Below are 18372 nucleotides of genomic sequence, written 5' to 3' on the forward strand. Positions count from 1 at the left end.
ATAGGGGAATTTCCCTTTGATTAAGCCAGTAGCATTACTTGGGGATGTTTGATCAAGGTATTGATGGTTACTTGTTCTTTCAGAACTGCTTCGTGAAAAGGCGCCGGGATCATCAATTTAAATGTTTTTTTTGTGGTTTTGATTACAAATAAGGCACCGTGAACGACCTGTTTATCATCTATGATCAACGTGTACTGTTTTGCCAATTGATTTCCTAATTTTTCCTTTTCGATGAGTTGTATAAGTTGTTGCATTGTATCAGAATATTTAGCCAAAATTACCAAATACTTAGCATTTATTGTTTTTTTTCTAATCGTTGCTATTTGAAATTTATCCACTGCTTTCAACCTTTTATTATTTTTTTAATAGCTAATAATCGTTTTAGCAAAGAAGAGATTTCAAAACATAGCGCAATCGATTGCGTATTTAGTCTGCTAAAATGCTAAATATGAGAAGGATGTATTTGCTAAAGTTTGTTTAACTTTTTTAGCTTTGTGCAACAAATATCCAATAAAACAACATTATGAGTGGTATAACTACACTAGGTCAATTTATCATTGAAAAACAGGCTGATTTTCCGTATGCTAAAGGGGAGCTTTCTAGACTACTGCGCGATATTGGAATCGCAGCAAAAATTGTAAATAGAGAGGTTAATAAAGCGGGATTGGTTGATATTTTAGGCGATGCAGGCCAGGTCAATGTGCAGGGCGAGGGACAAAAGAAACTGGATGTTTATGCCGATGAGCAGTTTATCAAAGCGCTTCAAAGTGGGGGAGAATGCTGTGTAGTTGCCTCAGAGGAACATGAAAATCCCGTGTATATCCAATCAGGGGTTTCCAAAAATGCGAAATATATTGTGTGTATTGACCCGCTGGATGGCTCAAGCAATATCGATGTTAACGTATCTGTGGGGACGATTTTTTCCATTTATCGACGAATTTCTGATACAGGTGTTTCTTGTAATAGCAATGATATTTTACAGCATGGAACGAAGCAGGTCGCTGCAGGTTATGTGATCTATGGTAGTTCAACCATGTTGGTGTACACAACGGGAAAGGGCGTAAACGGATTCACATTGGATCCTTCGATCGGCGAGTTTTGTTTATCCCATCCTGATATGAAAATTCCGGCTTCGGGTCAAATTTATTCAATTAACGAAGGAAATTATTCCAAATTTCCAAAAGGCGTTAAGCAATATATCAAATATTGCCAAATGGAAGACAGTGCAACGCAACGTCCCTATGCGTCACGGTATATCGGCTCAATGGTGGCCGATATTCACCGCAATCTCCTCAAAGGGGGCATCTTTCTTTATCCAACGACTTCTGCCCACCCTAACGGTAAACTAAGATTGATGTATGAGTGCAATCCAATTGCCTTCATCATTGAGCAGGCAGGGGGTAAAGCTTCGAATGGATCGCAGCGTATACTCGATATTGAGCCAAAAACATTGCACCAGCGATCAGCAGCTTTTTTGGGCAATACCGATATGGTGGAATTGCTGGAAGATTTCCTGAAAAAATACAGTGATTGATTCTGTAGTGATTCAATGACAGGTAAGATTCTTTAGACAATAAGAATTATTTATCTTTGTCCTCAGAAAATGGCTTCATTATTGCGAAGCCATTTCTTTTTCACGATTTGTAATATGTTACGATTTTTAGTTTTTATTTCATTTGTTTCAGTAGTATTTTTTTCTTGTAAGGATAATCCTCCGACTTATGGCGATGTGTTGGCGAGAGAGTTTGAAAATAAGTCCTATAAGGATTTTGACACAGCAGCTTATGTAAAAGTCTTCCATGAAGTATATGGCAAGGAAAAATCTCAATTGGTTAATCCGAGCTGGATGAAGGAATTATCGGATTCTACTGAAGGGATGACTTTAATTGCCGAACACCTTTTTGATGGTAGTATCGACACCATGTTAACTTATTTTGAGCGGAGTGATGCACATGGTATTCGAGCCAGTTATTTCCATACAGCTGCGATTAAGGAAACACTATCTTCGCTTCGAACACTGAAAAGCAAAGATGTTGCTGAAGTTTATCCATTATTGGCCAAACTTGACTTATTGAGTACTGACGGGCTCGTGGCTTATATCAGCAGCATAAAATATGGTGTGGTCAACCCCAAACGCCTTTATGGAAGATATTTCGTTCCTCAAAAGCGTATGAGCTATGGTAAAGTTGTACAAATGCTGGATAGTGTAAAAATTGGAACTGTGTTGACCGATATCCAACCTAAAAATCAGTATTACACCAGGTTTCAGGATTTATTGGAAAATGGGAACCTAAACAGTGCACAACGTAGCCAGGTGTTAATGGTATTGGAAAAATTGCGCTGGATGGGAGATGCTTTTCCGGAGAAATATGTATTTGTGAACATACCTGAACAACGGTTACATATTATGGAAGAAGGGAAGACAAGTCAACTGATGAATGTGTGTGTCGGTGAAACTGATAATCCCGCCTATACGCGGAAAGGTGAGAACCACGAGACGCCTGTCATGCAAGGAATGTTGGATGCCATGCAAGTAAATCCTGTATGGAATATTCCAAGCAGTATTGTCAAGAAAGAGTTATTGTCAAGCGTTCGAAATAATCCAAACTATCTGGCCTCGCGTAATATGGTAGCCTATTACAAAGGTAAACAAGTGGACCCTGCAACGGTCAACTGGAATTCGGATTCTGTGGAGAATTTTCGTTTTAAACAAAATCCTGGTTCGGATAATTCATTGGGGAATGTGAAGTTTTTGTTTGAGAACCCCTATTCCATTTATCTGCACGATACGCCTGCAAAACAAATGTTTGGGCAGAGCAATCGCGCCGTGAGCCATGGTTGTGTGCGTGTTGAAAAACCCGTTGATTTGGCGTCTTACCTTGTCAATAATGAAAAACAGGCCGAAAAAATTGCAAAAGAAATTACCACAGATTCGATCTCAAAATCACGTTGGGTAACACTTAAACGGCAGATGCCAGTTTATATCACCTACTATACAACCTGGTTGGATGACGAAGGGAAAATTGTTACGTATCCGGATATATATGGTTATGATCCGCGTTTGAAGGAAGCGTTAAAGAAATATTGGACAAATTAATCAAAAAGGCTTAACTCATTTAGTTAAGCCTTTTTTTATAGCTAGTATTCAGAGTTGTAGGCTAGTGCTATCCGGACAAAAGGATAGTCTTTGTTGACATTGTTATGGTCTTGATAATGACCTTCCAATCTAAAATAACCGGAGTAAAGGTTGATACCGAAATTTTTCCAGATACGCATTGAAGCACTCGTGGATACCGCGTGTAGAAAATGGTGGGATTTGTTGCCACTGATTGTGACAAAATATCCGCCACGATAATCTACACCAAATTTAAAGCGGTTTAATGTGCTCAATGTGGCTGAAGCCCTAACATCTGCCCCGGGGCCATAATCGTATGTGCGGCTTTCACCAAAATGGAGATAAGGATCAGGTACAGCAGCCAATACCACTGGACCACCACCAAGGATGGTTGTCAGCTTGGTACGGCTACCAATATTGAAGTTTGAAAAGACATTGTAATTGATGCTCTGTGATCCGTAATAAAAAGCTTCATTGCGTAGAAAGTCGAAATGCGCAGACACGATACCACGATGACGTCCTGTTAAATTGGATAAAATACGGTTACCGTATAACGAGGCATACACATTGACCGCATTGACGATGGAACTATCATCTGATCCAAGTTCCAAATTGAGGAAGAAGTCATCAAAGGGTTTCTTTTTGTCTAGATCATCGTTGGTGTAAATCAGTTTGATACGGGCATAGATGTCATTCTTTCCTTTATTCAAGATGTCATGTTCCTTGGCATCAAACCGTCTTAGCCCCAATTCAACTTCAGTGTGTACTAAAGAACTGTCGACCACCGCACCTTTTACCTTATCTCCCCAGCGCCCGTCGAGCAGACGGTTGAGCCCGTTTATTGGATTGATCAGCATGGCCAATAGTTCTTTTTTATTACGTTGTCCTTTGGTCAGGCTTGGGCGCGAAAGAATATGATGCGATAGTCTATGGGTCATTTCACCTAAAATAGTACCGCCAAAACTTGTGTTGATGATATCATTGATCGATGGTGGTTCTGTTTCACCTGCAGTTTCCCAGATATAGCTACCAGCTACGGTTGCGGCTGTCGATTGTAGAAAACTGTAGTTGTTGGATCGGAACGAATTAAAATAAAACTGACCGTGATAAGGATGCGCTATTTGATTTGTTGCAAAAAGATTGTCGTCCCAGGTCCAGGCTGACAGTTTTAAATGGCTAAAGAAGTTTTTAAAGGAAATATGGGAAACAGGATCTTTTCGAATGAAGTAATTAACCGAAGCAGGAATAGCTTGGATGGAAAACCACTCAATTCCCGCCCTTAAGAAGTTCTTCTTTTGGTAATCGAATAAACTGTCTGTTTGTTTTACATTGATAAGATGATTGTTCCAAAGTCGTGGTTGCTCATCGTGGTACATGGGATATTTTTCGACAGGTTTCGCTCGAAATAGGCTATCTGAAGTAACTAAGGAGTCTCTAGCTGGTAGGAATGCAGCCTTACTAGGCCCTATACTCCCGAGCTGGACAAGCAACAAAATGATATATATTAAGAGACTATAATGACGTTGGTTAATGCGTTGTTTAATCGAAATGAACATACTGTTTTGCGATAAAATTTGTAAAGAATAACAAATATTGGGGAAAAGTGTTTGTGTGATTAGTACCTTTGCGGCAATTATCCTGTTCAAGTAATTTAAAAATGAACAATACCTTTGAAATATTCAATATAAAATCGATTAATCTTAAGAATGAGTTGTTTGCAGGATTAACGGTCGCAATGACGATGATTCCGGAATCACTCTCATTTGCAATTTTAGCCGGGCTACCACCATTGACGGGACTTTATGCAGCATTTTTAATGGGTTTGGTGACCTCCATTTTGGGAGGTAGGCCAGGGATGGTATCCGGAGGTGCTGGCGCAACAGTGGTCGTTTTGATGGCCCTGGCGGCAAGTCACGGGATTGATTACCTGTTTGCTGCTGTCGTCTTGGCGGGGCTCCTGCAATTTTTAGTTGGGCTTTTTAAATGGGGAAAATTTGTACGCTTGATTCCGCAGCCCGTTATGTACGGTTTTTTGAACGGACTGGCCATTATTATTTTTATGGCTCAAGTAGTCCAATTTAAGGTGAATACCGGACAGGGAGCGGAGTGGATGTCGGGAAGTACCTTATACATCATGGGGGGACTGACTCTGCTGACGATGTTGATTGTGATTGGATTTCCTCGGATAACGAAGGCTGTTCCAGCCTCTTTAATCGCGATTCTGGTTGTATTTGGCCTGGTTTCTCTTTTAGGTATTGATACCAAAAAAGTAGTAGATATTGCCTCTGTTAGTGGGACATTACCTCATCTACATTTACCTAATGTTCCCCTGAACTGGGAAACATTGCAACTGATTTTCCCGTATTCTTTGGTGATGGCTGGAGTAGGGTTGGTGGAGTCGCTTCTGACATTGAACATGGTAGACGAAATAACAGCGAGTAAAGGAAATGCAAACCGCGAATCCATGGCGCAGGGGATAGCCAATACAATCAATGGATTTTTTGGGGGAATGGGTGGCTGTGCCATGGTTGCTCAAACATTGGTCAATTTAAATGCTGGTGCACGCACGCGACTTTCTTCTTTTATTGGAGCGATGACCATCTTAGTGATTATTTTGGTAGGTGCTCCTTTTATTGAGCAGATACCCATGGCCGCGCTGGTCGGTGTGATGATGATGGTGGCCATTGGAACCTTCCAATGGGTGAGCTTACGGATTGTCAATAAATTTCCCAAATCAGATATTTTCGTTGGGATTATTGTCGCCGGAATTACCGTGGTTTTACATAATTTGGCACTTGCGGTGCTTATTGGTGTAGTAGTATCCGCACTTGTATTTGCCTGGGATAATGCGAAGCGCATTCGGGCAAGAAAATATTTGGATGCCGAGGGCATCAAGCATTATGAAATCTATGGACCTCTTTTCTTTGGTTCGACAGCTAATTTTTTGGATAAATTTGATGTTTTGGAAGATCCCGAGCGTGTGATTTTAGATTTTAAGGAAAGCCGTGTGGTGGATATGTCCGCCGTGGATGCACTCAACAAAATTACCGAACGCTACGCTGCACAAGGGAAAAAAATCGAATTGTGGCACCTCAGTGAAGATTGTCGCTCTTTGTTAAAAAATGCTGCGGGCATTGTGAAGGTCAATATCATGGAAGATCCAACCTATCGGGTCATGCCGGGCAAGTAGACTATTTTTTGCGCAGCTCAAAAAATAGTTCATTTCCCTGTCTTTGGGGAATACTGTTGGTTGAATCTGTCAGCTGTAAAATGTCAAATTGCGATGCGAATAATTGTTGATATTCCGTTTGATCTCCACCGAAAGGTGGTCCCTGTTGTGCAAATTCCCGTTTGAACAATAAGCCCATCAGAATACCCTGCTGCTTGAGCAGAGTATGCATTTGTTGTACGTAACTGCGGCGTAATGAAGGATCCAGTGCACAAAAAAATGTTTGCTCAATTATATAGTCGTACTGACCCTGGTGCTGGAAGAAATCTTGACATACGATTTGGATCTGAGGGCTATTGGCGAATTCCTTTCTTACCTTCGCAACGAGGGTCGGAGCGATATCAAGTAAGGTAATCTGATGGAACCCCATGTCAAGTAGAGCCTTTGCTTCATAAGCATTTCCACAACCGGGAACTAGAATAGATGCATCTTTGGCGATAGACTCCGCTGCATAGTTGATAATAGCAGGAGAAGCATAACCAATATCCCAGCCTATTGCTTTGTTCTTATAACGTTCATCCCAATAATTTCCATCCAATAGTGAAGAATTCATAGTTGTTTTGTTCTATATGCTTAGCAATTTACATAAATATTAGGCCAAGATTGCCTTCCCAAGGATGAAAATTTCATTTAGTTATCCTTCCGGAAGTTGATTTTATTTAGTTGATTTGCGCTATTATGGTCAAAGTTCGATTGGCAAGATGTCGTATTGGAGAGAAATCTTGAAATTCACTTTTGTTCCATACGATATTAAAATTTATAGCGTTCAATTACTCTAGTAGGGATAATCCCCTGATGTTTTTAGATGAATTATATTAAAATAATCTTATTTATTGTTTTATTTCTAATTGTTGGTCTTGCCTACGCTAATCAAAATTGGAATGGTTTGGAGAGTGTGCATCACTATATCGGTTATTTGTTGTTATCACTATATATATCGGGCTCAACACTGTTTATGTATAAGCCTCTTAAAGGGGATAGAAAATTAAAACGACATTTTTTCATTCGATTTTCTGTAGTCTGTATCGCCTTTCTGCTACTTCTTGTTCCATATTTGATTCTTAAACAACAAAATGATGGTTTGGGGGCTGGATATTTACTCTATTTTATGACCGTCAGTCTTGCAGCACCGTTGTCCATTTATGCCTTTATTGAGATCCTATGGTTATTTACCCAAAAGAAATATCCGCCAATAGGTGTTAACCTATTACTTGTTGGCTATATCTACTGCCTTTTTTTATTCAGTGGTCTATTTGGATATTAAACCTATGGGAGACACGGACTTGTCATCATCGTCTTTTAATCGGTTAAAATTAAGCATGTTTCTGCTCGTTTTTCTAGAATTACTTTTTTGTGAAAAGAATCGTTGATTAAAATTGTTGTTTGCTTCTTATCCGGAAAATTGCTAATTTAATAAGGATTCTTAAACCTGAATTTAAAGAATCTCGAGACTAAACCTGATCAGGTCCTTGTTCTTGAAGATAACAATTTTATAACCAATTAATGGATTGAGGTATGATACACAAAGTAGTTTCCCTTGTATTGGGAGGAGGTCGAGGGTCGCGCCTTTTCCCATTGACACAGCAACGGTCGAAACCAGCGGTTCCAATAGCTGGAAAATATCGTTTGGTCGATATTCCGATTTCGAACTGTTTGAATTCTGGCTATAATAAGATCTTCGTACTGACGCAGTTCAATTCAGCCTCTTTGAACACACACATCAAAAATTCTTACAATTTCAGCATTTTCAGTAAGGGCTTTGTTGACATCTTGGCTGCTGAGCAGACCAATGAGGGCGATCGTTGGTTTGAGGGTACGGCTGATGCTGTTAGGCGAACGCAGAAACATCTCCTGAATGTAGATTACGACTACATTCTTGTCTTGTCTGGTGATCAGTTATACCAAATGGATTATTCGAAGCTGATTGACTTCCATGTTGAAAATGGGGGGGATGTTACCATTGCGACTATACCGGTCAATGGTAAGGATGCTACGGGATTTGGTATTTTAAAAGCGAATGAAGCAAATGAAATTACCGCTTTTGTTGAAAAGCCCGATAAGGATGAAGTATTAAATTGGACCTCCGAGGTCTCCGAGGTTTTGCATAAGCAGGGAAGGCATTATCTGGCATCCATGGGGATTTATGTTTTCTCAAAAAACATCTTGCGCAACCTTTTAATTGCCAATCCGGGGATGGATTTTGGCAAGGAAATTATACCGGATGCCATTGAAGCACTTCGCGTGTTAAGTTATCAATTTGATGGTTATTGGACCGATATCGGAACCATCAAATCTTTTTTCGATGCCAATATCGGATTAACGGATGACATTCCGGATTTCAACTTGTTTAATGAGACCGTATACACACGTGCGCGGATGCTTCCACCTTCGAAAATTTCGGGGACAACCTTGAATAATACGGTAATTGCCGATGGATGTATTTTAAATGGAGATAAACTGGAGAGGTCTGTTATTGGGATACGCTCCCGTATTGGCGAAGGGACGGTTATTAAATCGACCTACATGATGGGAACTGATTACTATGAGCAATTGGAAGAAGTATTGGAATTGGGAAATACACAAAAGCCACCACCGGTAGGCGTGGGTAAACGTTGTTATATTGAAAATGCAATTTTGGATAAGAACTGCCGTATTGGAGATGACGTTCGTATCATTGGTGGACCGGGCTTGAATGATGGCGATTTTGATACGCATATGATCTGTGACGGCATCGTTGTTGTGAAAAAAGATGCTATCATTGCCAACGGGGTTACGATAGGATTTTGATAATTTATCTATTTTGAAGTTAAAGTCTGCTGTTTATATAAATGGTGTAAACAGCAGACTTTCGTTGCTTTTTCCTTTGTTTTACTGATAAAATGGAGATTGATGCCCAATATTACCGTGCTGTATGGATTAATACTGTTAAAGAGGTAGTTTATAAATATTATCTTTGCGCATTATAAAATTTTTTAAGGCTAAAATGATCGATTACAGGAAACAGATTGTTTTTTATTGGCTACTGGTTTTACTTTTTGTAATGCCGGTTACCTCATTTGCGCAGATCTTGTCGGAACAACCTTCGGATTCGAGCAGCGGATCTCATTTTTTTAAGAAAATTCCTTACAAAGAACTGGCTGTTCCTGTAGGATTGATCACCTATGGTATCGTTGCCAAAGGGAATCCCTTTTTAAAAGGGATAGATGAAGACATTAGAGATGGTGTATCGAGAGGGAACAATCAAAAAATTAAGTTGGACGATTTCACCCGTTTTGCTGGAACTGCCGGAGTTTTTGTGCTGGATGCGGTCGGGGTACCTGCGAAACATAACCTTAAACAACGCCTGTTCACAGCAGCGGTTTCCAATATTATTATGACTTCGACCGTCAAAATTATGAAATCGACCATTCCTGTATGGCGACCGGATAGTTCAGCGAACAATTCCTTTCCTTCAGGGCATGCTGCCACTGCATTTGTTGGTGCGGAACTGCTTTGGCAGGAATACAGGCAGGAATCAATTTGGTACGGAATAGCAGGTTATGCTGTTGCCGCAGGTACCGGTTATCTGCGGATGCATAATGATAAGCACTGGTTCTCGGATATCGCTATGGGAGCTGGGGTCGGTATCTTAAGTACTAAAATCGCCTATTGGTTGCTACCGCTGGTAGACAGTCGATTGCAGAATTCAAAAAAGAGTTATGTGGTATTACCAACCTATAATGGACGGCAATTTTGCCTAAATGCCAGCTTACAGTTTTAGGCTCTTATTTTTTTAAGCCCTATTCGGAGCCTCTACATTGATCGTACTCGGCTCGCCTGAAAATAAAATTTCCTAGATATTATTCGTACAGGGATAAAAATCCACTTTAAATCCCTGTGTTCACTACCGTTTTTAGGTGTCCTACCTGAAGATTGGGACTGCTGTGTCCGGCATTTCCATTCCCTGTTTTAAGCATGTAACGTTTCTGTGAATTTTGGATTAAAAAATCATATTAGTTTCGTTAATAAGATTTTGTTTTTTAAATTTAATAGACAATCTAATCCACTTTTGCTGTTTTTTATAAAAAGAAAGGCATGCAAAGTCAATAAACCAAAGTTGAACCCCACGGTTCTTTATTATTTTAAACCAATTTGTAATTATGATGAGAAATTTTTTTCTTCATGGAAAGGCGAGACCCATTAGCCTTTTGGGGCTCTGCCTGCTGTTTAGTCAGCCCGATTCTTACGCGCTGAATCTGGATCCGATCAATGCTATTGTCGATCAAGATCAGGTTACAGGGATCATCAAAGATGAGAAAGGTCAGGCATTAGCCGGTGCTACCATCACTGTCAAAGGAACATCCGTTCAAACGTCCTCCAATCAACAAGGTATTTTTTCTATTCGCGCAAAGCGTGGTGATGTTTTGGTCGTGAACTACCAGGGGTTTACAAAACAGGAGGTGGCTGTTTCCGCAAGTGATGTGAACGTGGTCATGGTATCGAGTGATCAAGCACTCGAAGAGGTCGTGATCATTGGCTATGGTAAGCAGCGGAAAGGGAATATTACTGGCTCGGTCGCTACCGTCAATGCAGAACAGTTAAAAAACATCCCCAGTTCAAATCTTTCCAATTCACTCGCCGGTAGAGCCGCGGGAGTCAATGTCACCAATACTTCGGGGATGGCCGGAGCATCGTCGAGCTTGCGTATACGGGGGAGTTTTGCCGAGCCACTCTATGTAATTGATGGCGTGGTTCGCGATAAAGCTGCATTCGATGTCCTTGAAGCGAACGAGGTTGACCAAATGACCTTTTTAAAAGATGCTGCAACTGCCGCAGTGTATGGCACCCGGGCCGGTAATGGTGTAGTGGTGGTAACGACAAAAAAAGGAACGGCGCAAGCTCCTGTTTTTAATGTACAAAGTAATTATACTTTCAATACGCCAACGCAGGAGCTCCTTGCTAATTTAACGACCGCGCAAGATGAACTTACCTATCAAAATCGGGTAGCCGAATTTCGTGGTCTTTCCATCCCAAATGGACAAAAAGAGTTTGATTATTTCAAGGACAAAAATTACAATGCCAATGACGTTATCTGGCGCAACCCGTTTACACATCGACAATCGATATCGGTTAATGGGGGTGGCGACAAAATTACTTATTATAGCTTGCTGAGCTACCGTAAAGAAAATGGATCTTATAAATCTTTGGATCATGAGAAATTTAATTTAAGGAGCAATATTTCCGCGCAGATTACCGAAGATTTTAGCATGGATTTTAATATTTCTGCCAACCAGACCAATTCGAAGCGCTTTTTTTGGCCATTCAGCACATCTTCGAATGATGATGATTTTGACGTATCCGATTTCTACCGTGTCACATTCAACTGGCCAAAGATGTATCCGTTTTACCTGAATGCAGACGGAACTCCGAGCAATACACCAACGGCTTATCCTGTACAGACACCTATGGGAAGCTGGCAGGCGTGGAATGTGATCGATCAGGTCATCGGAGATCGCTATATAGACCGTAAAGTGCGGCAGGTCAATCCTATTATGACCCTAAACTTGAAGCTGGATAAATTGGTACAGGGCCTTTCGACAAAAGTTGTAGGAAGTTACATTGCTCAAGACTATATGCGCAAGCGTTATATGAGTTTTCAAAAGAACTATACTTTTACCTCTTTAAACCCGAATGACAACCGCTTTATACCAGCTCCGCCATCAGAAGCTAATATTAATATTTTTACTTTTAGTCAGAGCCAGCCTTTCATGGATTACAGCCCACAACGATTGTGGGAATATCAGGTAAACTGGTTTTTAAACTATAACCGCAAGTTTGGTAAACATTCGGTAGACGGAACATTGGTTTATGAACAGTCCAAAAAAGGAGGGACTTATGTCACTTCACGGGCAGAAAATCCAATTACAGCCCTGGATCAAATGTTTATTTATCCTACAGATCGCAACTTTAGGTCGACAACTGCCAATGAAACGATCGATTCGAGACGTGGTATCATCGGGCGTGCTAACTACAATTATGCGGATAAATATATTGCGGAGTTTTCTTTCCGTTACGATGGTTCACCATTATTTCCGACGGATAAGCGGTGGGGATTTTTTCCTTCAGTATCGGCAGCCTGGCGTGTATCGGACGAAAACTTCTTTACGGATATAAAAAATACAATATCGGATTTGAAGTTCAGAGCTTCTTATGGTACAACGGGTAATGATTTGGATGTCAATGCCAATCGAATCGGGCAATTTGGTTATTTAGAAAAGTATACCACCTCGGGCGGCTATATGTTTGGTGACCGCTATTATAATGGTATTGCGTATGGTGCAACCCCAACACAAAATCTAACCTGGACAACCTCTAAGAGTGTCAACTTGGGTTTGGATTTTGGATTTGTTAATAATAAGCTGACCGGTAGCCTTGATCTGTTTTCACGCAAGGAAACCAATATTCTTGGTCCAAGATCGCTGAAGGTCCCTGACAATTACGGTCGCGCACTTGCTCCCGAAAATTATGCGGCGAGAAGTTATAAAGGCGGCGAGATTTCTTTTAACTGGAATGACAAGGTTGGTGAAGTGGCTTATGGTCTCAATGCCAATCTGGGGTATGCCAAAGACCGTTGGGACATCATTGACGAAGAACCATCTTATGCATCGGGCCAACCGCAGAACTTTCGCTCCAGAATTGGACGACCTGAGAATAGAATTATCGGCTTAGAATCCCTTGGTTTGGTTAGGACACAGGCTGAAGCTGATGCGTTGAAAGCAAAAGGATTTAAGACCTACGGAAGGGATCCGTTTCCTGGGATGATCTTATATAAAGATATTCAGGGGGCGAACTATTCAGGTGGCCCGGATGGGAAAATTGATGATAACGATTTGCAGTTATTGTCGGACAATAATTCTCCGCGCATCAATTATGGATTTGGATTCAATGCGAGCTGGAAGGGCTTTTATGTCTCGGCTTTATTTCAGGGAGTTCTTGCTTATGATCGCATGATCAGTAATCAAGAAGGCGGTGGAATGCGCCAGCACGGTGATACCTTCCGTCCATATTATCCAATTTGGGCTTCCGATGTCTGGACACCGGATAATACCGACGCCAAATATCCGCGACCAACGGGGTACTCTGGATGGGCCGAATCCGGTGCAGCACCTTCGTCATTCTGGATAAGAAATGGAGCCTATTTACGCTTACGTGATCTTAATGTTTCTTATCGATTGCCGAAAAGCATGACAGAGAAACTGCGTGTGAAAGATGTCAATCTGTTTTTTAATGGAACCAATTTGTTTGTTTTTTCGCCAATGAAAGAGTTTCATGATCCCGAACAAAAGCTGTATGATTCTTATCCAGTCATGAAAACCTTTACGTTTGGACTTGATGTTAAATTTTAAATGAAAAAAAGATGAAAAAAATATATTATCCTTTAATTGCATTGGCCTTGTGCATGTCCTCCTGTAAAAATGTATTGGACATTGAGGACCTCAATTCGCTGGATGAAGCTAAGGTATGGGCTGATCCAAATCTAGTGAACGGCTATCTTGCCAATTTATATCCACTATTTGGTAACTGGAATTCTGGTGCGGATGGAAACTCGGAACAACTAATCGGGATCGCTTTTCCATTGGATGCGGTTACCGTCAACAATACTTCTTACAAATCGTGGGATTATACAACCATCCGGAAAATCAATACAGCCATACAGAAGGTCAATGAAAGTAGTTCGTTAAAAGACGATTTTAAAAAAACGGTGATTGGCCAAGCGTTGTTTATGCGTGCCTTTATGTATTTTAACATGGTTAGGATCCACGGCGGTGTCCCTTATATTACTGTACCGCAAGATCTAAAAAATGATGATCTTAATGTGCCTCGCAATTCGACAAAAGAATGTTTTGAGCTGATTGTTAAAGATTTGGATCAGGCTATTTCACAATTGCCAAAAACAATTGCCAAAGGAACGGCAGATTATGGGAAAATTGATGGTGATTTTGCGGCCGCTTTTAAAGCAAAGGTATTGTTATATAAGGCTTCTCCACAGTTTAACCCTTCCAATCCTTATGGAAATCCCTATTGGCAGGAGGCCAATACCGCAAATAAATTAGCTTATGATCAGCTTAAGGCGGATGGCTATAGTTTGACTTCAGATTATTCCAACATTGCGCTGGTAGAAAAGGGGCCAGAGGTTGTTTTTGCTGTGATTAATACCTATCCAAATAAAGTTGCCAATTGGGATAATGGTGTACGTCCAGGGTCCGAAAGTAGGGGCCCGGCAGGTTCCGTTCCATCCTGGGAATTTGTAAAAGCTTTTCCAATGAAAGATGGAAAGTTATATTCCGATCAAGCGGGTAAATACCATAAGACAGAAGATCAATTTTTACAATCCTATTGGGAAAACCGCGATCCGCGTTTTGACAAGTCTATTGTGTGGAATGCCAAAATCTATGAAGTTTCCGGCAAGACCGGCAAAAGACAATACACTTCTGTCGGTATTGCTCCGGCTTTAGATGACTTTGGCATTAACCCGAAGGCAAAAACTCCATCGTCCAATTTGGATCGATATAGCGGGTTTTTTATCTTAAAAAATTCCAAACTGTCATTAAAGCAAACCGAAGTGGAAACTCAGTATGATGTCGACTTTGTGTTGATGCGCTATGCCGAAGTTATATTGAATTATGCTGAGACGGCCAATGAAACAGGAGATTTTGCGACAGCCTTAGACCTGGTTACGCAAATTAGGAAAAGAGCGGGAATCGAGCCGGGCGCAGATAATAAATATGGCATAACAGCGACCACGAAGGAGCAAATGCGTGAAGCCATTTTGGCAGAGCGTAATATTGAGTTCTGTTTTGAGGGACATCGTTTTTGGGATTTAAGAAGGTTGCGTAAGCTCAATATACTGAACAATACAACCAAACATGGAGTTGAAGCGATAGCAATAAATTCAAATGGAACCGAGATGAATCTGGATGATGCCAATGCATTGGCCAAAACATATACATTGAAGGAAAATCAGTTCAAATATAGCGTCTTGCAGGTGCCCAGTACAGGAAACAAAGTGAATTTGGTACCCGATACCTATTATTTCTTTCCCGTCGCGCAGTCGGTCATTGACAAGAACCCAAATATCAAGCAGAATAAAGATTGGGGTGGAACATTTAATCCAACCATGGAATAGTATTTTTGTCTAAACCCATTCAATAAAAAACACCCGCAACAGCTAAAGCCGTTGCGGGTGTTTTATTTAAATCTCATTTATGGTGAGTTTATTAATCACCCGATTGAGCCTTATTTGGATGATAATTTAAAAACTCTTGAACTGAGTCTACCCTGACCTTTGATTTTGATTTCTTTCGGATAGAGTTCCAAAAGTCCATAGGCATTGCTGGTAGCTGTTTCGATCATGCCTTCCATGGTTACAAAAGGAATATTATTTGCCATTACATAATTGCCTTTATGATTATGACCGGAAAGTACCAGCTTAACTTCGGGGAATTTGTATAGTATATCAAGAACCTCCCGGTTATTGAGTGTTTCATAGCCATTTTCTGGCAATAAAGGATGATGTGTCAATACAATCACATGCTCTTTGTTTTTCCGCGCTTGGGCAAGTTCGTTTTGTAACCATTCGAGTTGTTTTCGATCAACCCCGCCATTCCAGGGTTGCGTATTTTTCCTTCCGCCTGCCTGTAGGCTATCCACCAAGGTTTTCCATTCAAGTTGGTCTGCTGAATTGGGCGTTGTGGCATATTCACTGAGCGCATTCGTATTTAAGAAAACAAATCGCCATTTTCCTTTTGTAAATGCGTAGTATTTAGCTGGCATCCCAAAAGTAGTGTGCAAAAGATCTGGTTTGGATACGTTGACATAGTCGTGGTTTCCAAGTAGACAATAAGTCGTTTTTTTTAAGGGGGAGAGATGTTCTAACAGTACTGGAAGATCTTTTGGACCTTCGTCGACAAGATCGCCAAGAATCAATGAAAAATCGACCTTATTGCGATTGAAGAAGTCTACAGCCGTATCGACCTTCATTAATGAATTGTGGTAGAAACGGCTACCGTGGTCTGTTTTGTCTGCGTATTGCATATCGGCCATGATACCGATACGGAGGACCGGTGTGTTGGATTGTGCCATGCTGAATAAGCCGGGTAAAGAGCAGATGACGAATATGGAAAGAAGCTTCCATTCCTGTTTGATTTTTAAGCCAATCTGTTTCATTTTTTTAGCGTTTTAAAATATGTTGCTATAAGAATATATTAGTCCGTATTCCGGTAATGTTGCTTTGCTGTCTGTTTAGTCTATTTTTTGAACCACTGTTCTGGGTAATTGATTATAATGTTATCACGAGTATACTGAGAATAAATTAGAGATTCAAGTAAATTGAATACACAAACGTTTGTGTAAATTGATGGATCACTAACGAATTATAAATGATTGCCAACACATATAAACTATCGATTTTTTAGCTATTGTAATACTGTAAATTGGCGATTGTGGTGTTTAACGAATAAAAGGTTTAGGTATATAGATCATATGAAATTGATTCGTGCAATAACAATTATTCTGCTTACTTGTTATGGTATTTTGTTACCAATTTATCTCGGAATTATACTTCCCGAATATTGGGCTTGTCGGAAATGTATTTATGAGGGGGCTATGGGCACTGATATATGGGGAAACTCAGTACAGTGTTTTGGCGACAGTAAAGCGTTTGGTGAAGCTATTTTCCAGTTTTCGTCTTTTCTGGTCTCGGGATTAACAGCTGTGTTGATCATAATCTTTTTAAGGACTTATTATTTGAAACGAAATGCAAAAATAAATACGTATGATAAAGAAAATCCTGATTAGCTTGACTTCAATTACCATTATTGGCTGTTGCTGGTTTTTTTTTACGCTATTCGACGCTATCGACTTGGCGCCTACGAAAAATAATCATTTGGCAAGTGAGGAAAAATGGGAAATAGAGCAGCGGGCTGATATCGACAGCTGTGAAAAGCATCTGCTGAAAAATCAGATCGATTTACGGCGCAGAAACGCAAAACGAGTCTCTGAACTCGCTTTTCGAACGCAAACTATTTTGTTTTTTGTAATCTGTATACAGATTGTTCTACTCTTAATACTTCTATTAGTTCCCAAAAGATATATTCTTAAAATTTAAGAATGAAAATACTGTTGAATAATTTGAGGTTGTCAATAGCACAAGCTGGTCGTTGTTGTGCAAAACATGGATGACTAGTATTCAAAAAAAACGTATTTTCACAATAGACAAATTTTATCCATACCAGTCAGGACTAAAAAACTATATCAATGATCAAACAGAATTCGGCGGAGAGAATCACTATTTACCTGAATACAAAGGAAGAGTGGCGATTTTGGCTCGAAAACAATCATCACATAGCACAATCAATTTGGGTGATCTGTAATACTAAAAAATCAAATTTACCGGTGGTCAACTGGACTGAACTTGTGGATGAAGCATTGTGTTTTGGTTGGATTGATAGCACACGGAGGCCGATTGATGCCTATTCATTCATGCAGTTATTTAGCCGAAGAAAACCCAATAGTACCTGGTCTAAAATTAACAAAGAAAAAGTTAAAAAACTAATCGAGGCGAATCTAATGACTCCAGCGGGGCATGAGGTTATAAAAATAGCACAAGAAAATGGCTCTTGGTCAATTTTGGATAATGTGGAAGAGTTAATTATTCCCGAGGATTTGGAGGAAGCATTTCAACATTATGCTGGTTCAAAAGATTATTTTCTTGGATTGAGTAAATCCGTCAAAAAAATGATATTGCAATGGATTGTTCTCGCCAAAAGACCAGATACCCGCAAAAAACGCATTGATGAGATTGCCGCAAGAGCAGCAGAAAAAGACAGACCTAAGCAATTTCAGTAAGTTTCCAGTATTTTGAACTACTATTTCGAGTGGTAAATAAAGAATTTTTAGTCAGATCTAAACATCTGGTTTTAGCAATTCTATTGCCTGATAGGGCTGTTTAAATAGTGCTATTTTCATGGCTATTGAATAGCAATCTTTT

General features: G+C 40.2%; 14 protein-coding genes. 10 read left to right on the forward strand and 4 right to left on the reverse strand.

The window, feature by feature from the left end; all coding sequences use genetic code 11:
• Positions 1 to 20 precede the first annotated feature (20 nt).
• A complete protein-coding gene (locus ACHWSC_RS23005) occupies positions 21 to 254 on the reverse strand; it encodes a hypothetical protein (RefSeq protein ID WP_313182968.1) in 234 nt (77 codons plus the stop codon).
• Between the two features lie 269 nt (positions 255 to 523).
• Between ACHWSC_RS23005 and fbp the strand changes: the two genes are divergently transcribed.
• Both fbp and ACHWSC_RS23015 read left to right on the forward strand, forming a co-directional pair.
• A complete protein-coding gene (gene fbp / locus ACHWSC_RS23010; protein ID WP_394678301.1) occupies positions 524 to 1534 on the forward strand; it encodes a class 1 fructose-bisphosphatase in 1011 nt (336 codons plus the stop codon).
• A gap of 114 nt (positions 1535 to 1648) precedes the next feature.
• On the forward strand, positions 1649 to 3097 hold the full coding sequence (locus ACHWSC_RS23015; RefSeq protein ID WP_394678302.1) for a L,D-transpeptidase family protein: 1449 nt from the start codon (positions 1649 to 1651) through the stop codon (positions 3095 to 3097).
• A gap of 41 nt (positions 3098 to 3138) precedes the next feature.
• On the opposite strand, the gene ACHWSC_RS23020 is transcribed toward ACHWSC_RS23015, so the two are convergent.
• The gene (locus tag ACHWSC_RS23020; protein ID WP_394678303.1) at positions 3139 to 4671 is read right to left on the reverse strand and encodes a DUF3943 domain-containing protein; all 1533 of its coding nucleotides are present in this window, start codon (positions 4669 to 4671) and stop codon (positions 3139 to 3141) included.
• Between the two features lie 101 nt (positions 4672 to 4772).
• Between ACHWSC_RS23020 and ACHWSC_RS23025 the strand changes: the two genes are divergently transcribed.
• Positions 4773 to 6305, forward strand: a complete 1533-nt coding sequence (locus tag ACHWSC_RS23025; RefSeq protein ID WP_346067199.1) for a SulP family inorganic anion transporter — start codon at positions 4773 to 4775, stop codon at positions 6303 to 6305.
• Between the two features lies 1 nt (position 6306).
• Here ACHWSC_RS23025 and ACHWSC_RS23030 read toward each other — a convergent pair whose 3' ends face one another.
• A complete protein-coding gene (locus ACHWSC_RS23030) occupies positions 6307 to 6897 on the reverse strand; it encodes a methyltransferase domain-containing protein (RefSeq protein ID WP_394678304.1) in 591 nt (196 codons plus the stop codon).
• Positions 6898 to 7149: 252 nt separating this feature from the next.
• Between ACHWSC_RS23030 and ACHWSC_RS23035 the strand changes: the two genes are divergently transcribed.
• The 5 genes from ACHWSC_RS23035 to ACHWSC_RS23055 all read left to right on the forward strand — a co-directional run bounded on the left by ACHWSC_RS23035 (position 7150) and on the right by ACHWSC_RS23055 (position 15510).
• Positions 7150 to 7608: a hypothetical protein gene (locus ACHWSC_RS23035; RefSeq protein ID WP_394678305.1), complete on the forward strand. Its 459-nt coding sequence runs from the start codon at positions 7150 to 7152 to the stop codon at positions 7606 to 7608.
• Positions 7609 to 7859: 251 nt separating this feature from the next.
• Positions 7860 to 9131, forward strand: a complete 1272-nt coding sequence (locus tag ACHWSC_RS23040; RefSeq protein ID WP_145327434.1) for a glucose-1-phosphate adenylyltransferase — start codon at positions 7860 to 7862, stop codon at positions 9129 to 9131.
• Positions 9132 to 9327: 196 nt separating this feature from the next.
• Positions 9328 to 10104, forward strand: coding sequence for a phosphatase PAP2 family protein (locus ACHWSC_RS23045; RefSeq protein ID WP_394678306.1), 777 nt, complete (start codon positions 9328 to 9330; stop codon positions 10102 to 10104).
• A gap of 379 nt (positions 10105 to 10483) precedes the next feature.
• On the forward strand, positions 10484 to 13729 hold the full coding sequence (locus ACHWSC_RS23050; protein WP_394678307.1) for a SusC/RagA family TonB-linked outer membrane protein: 3246 nt from the start codon (positions 10484 to 10486) through the stop codon (positions 13727 to 13729).
• A gap of 11 nt (positions 13730 to 13740) precedes the next feature.
• Entirely contained in the window at positions 13741 to 15510 is a 1770-nt protein-coding gene (locus ACHWSC_RS23055) for a RagB/SusD family nutrient uptake outer membrane protein (protein ID WP_394678308.1), read from the forward strand.
• 110 nt (positions 15511 to 15620) lie between these two features.
• On the opposite strand, the gene ACHWSC_RS23060 is transcribed toward ACHWSC_RS23055, so the two are convergent.
• Positions 15621 to 16550, reverse strand: coding sequence for a metallophosphoesterase (locus ACHWSC_RS23060; RefSeq protein ID WP_394678309.1), 930 nt, complete (start codon positions 16548 to 16550; stop codon positions 15621 to 15623).
• A gap of 607 nt (positions 16551 to 17157) precedes the next feature.
• On the opposite strand from ACHWSC_RS23060, the gene ACHWSC_RS23065 reads away from it, so the two are divergent.
• Positions 17158 to 17490, forward strand: a complete 333-nt coding sequence (locus tag ACHWSC_RS23065; RefSeq protein ID WP_394678310.1) for a hypothetical protein — start codon at positions 17158 to 17160, stop codon at positions 17488 to 17490.
• A 149-nt stretch (positions 17491 to 17639) separates the two neighbouring features.
• Positions 17640 to 18230, forward strand: coding sequence for a YdeI family protein (locus tag ACHWSC_RS23070; RefSeq protein WP_394678311.1), 591 nt, complete (start codon positions 17640 to 17642; stop codon positions 18228 to 18230).
• Positions 18231 to 18372: the final 142 nt, after the last annotated feature.

Source organism: uncultured Sphingobacterium sp. (assembly GCF_964277905.1).
Taxonomy (GTDB): Bacteria; Bacteroidota; Bacteroidia; order Sphingobacteriales; family Sphingobacteriaceae; genus Sphingobacterium; species Sphingobacterium siyangense.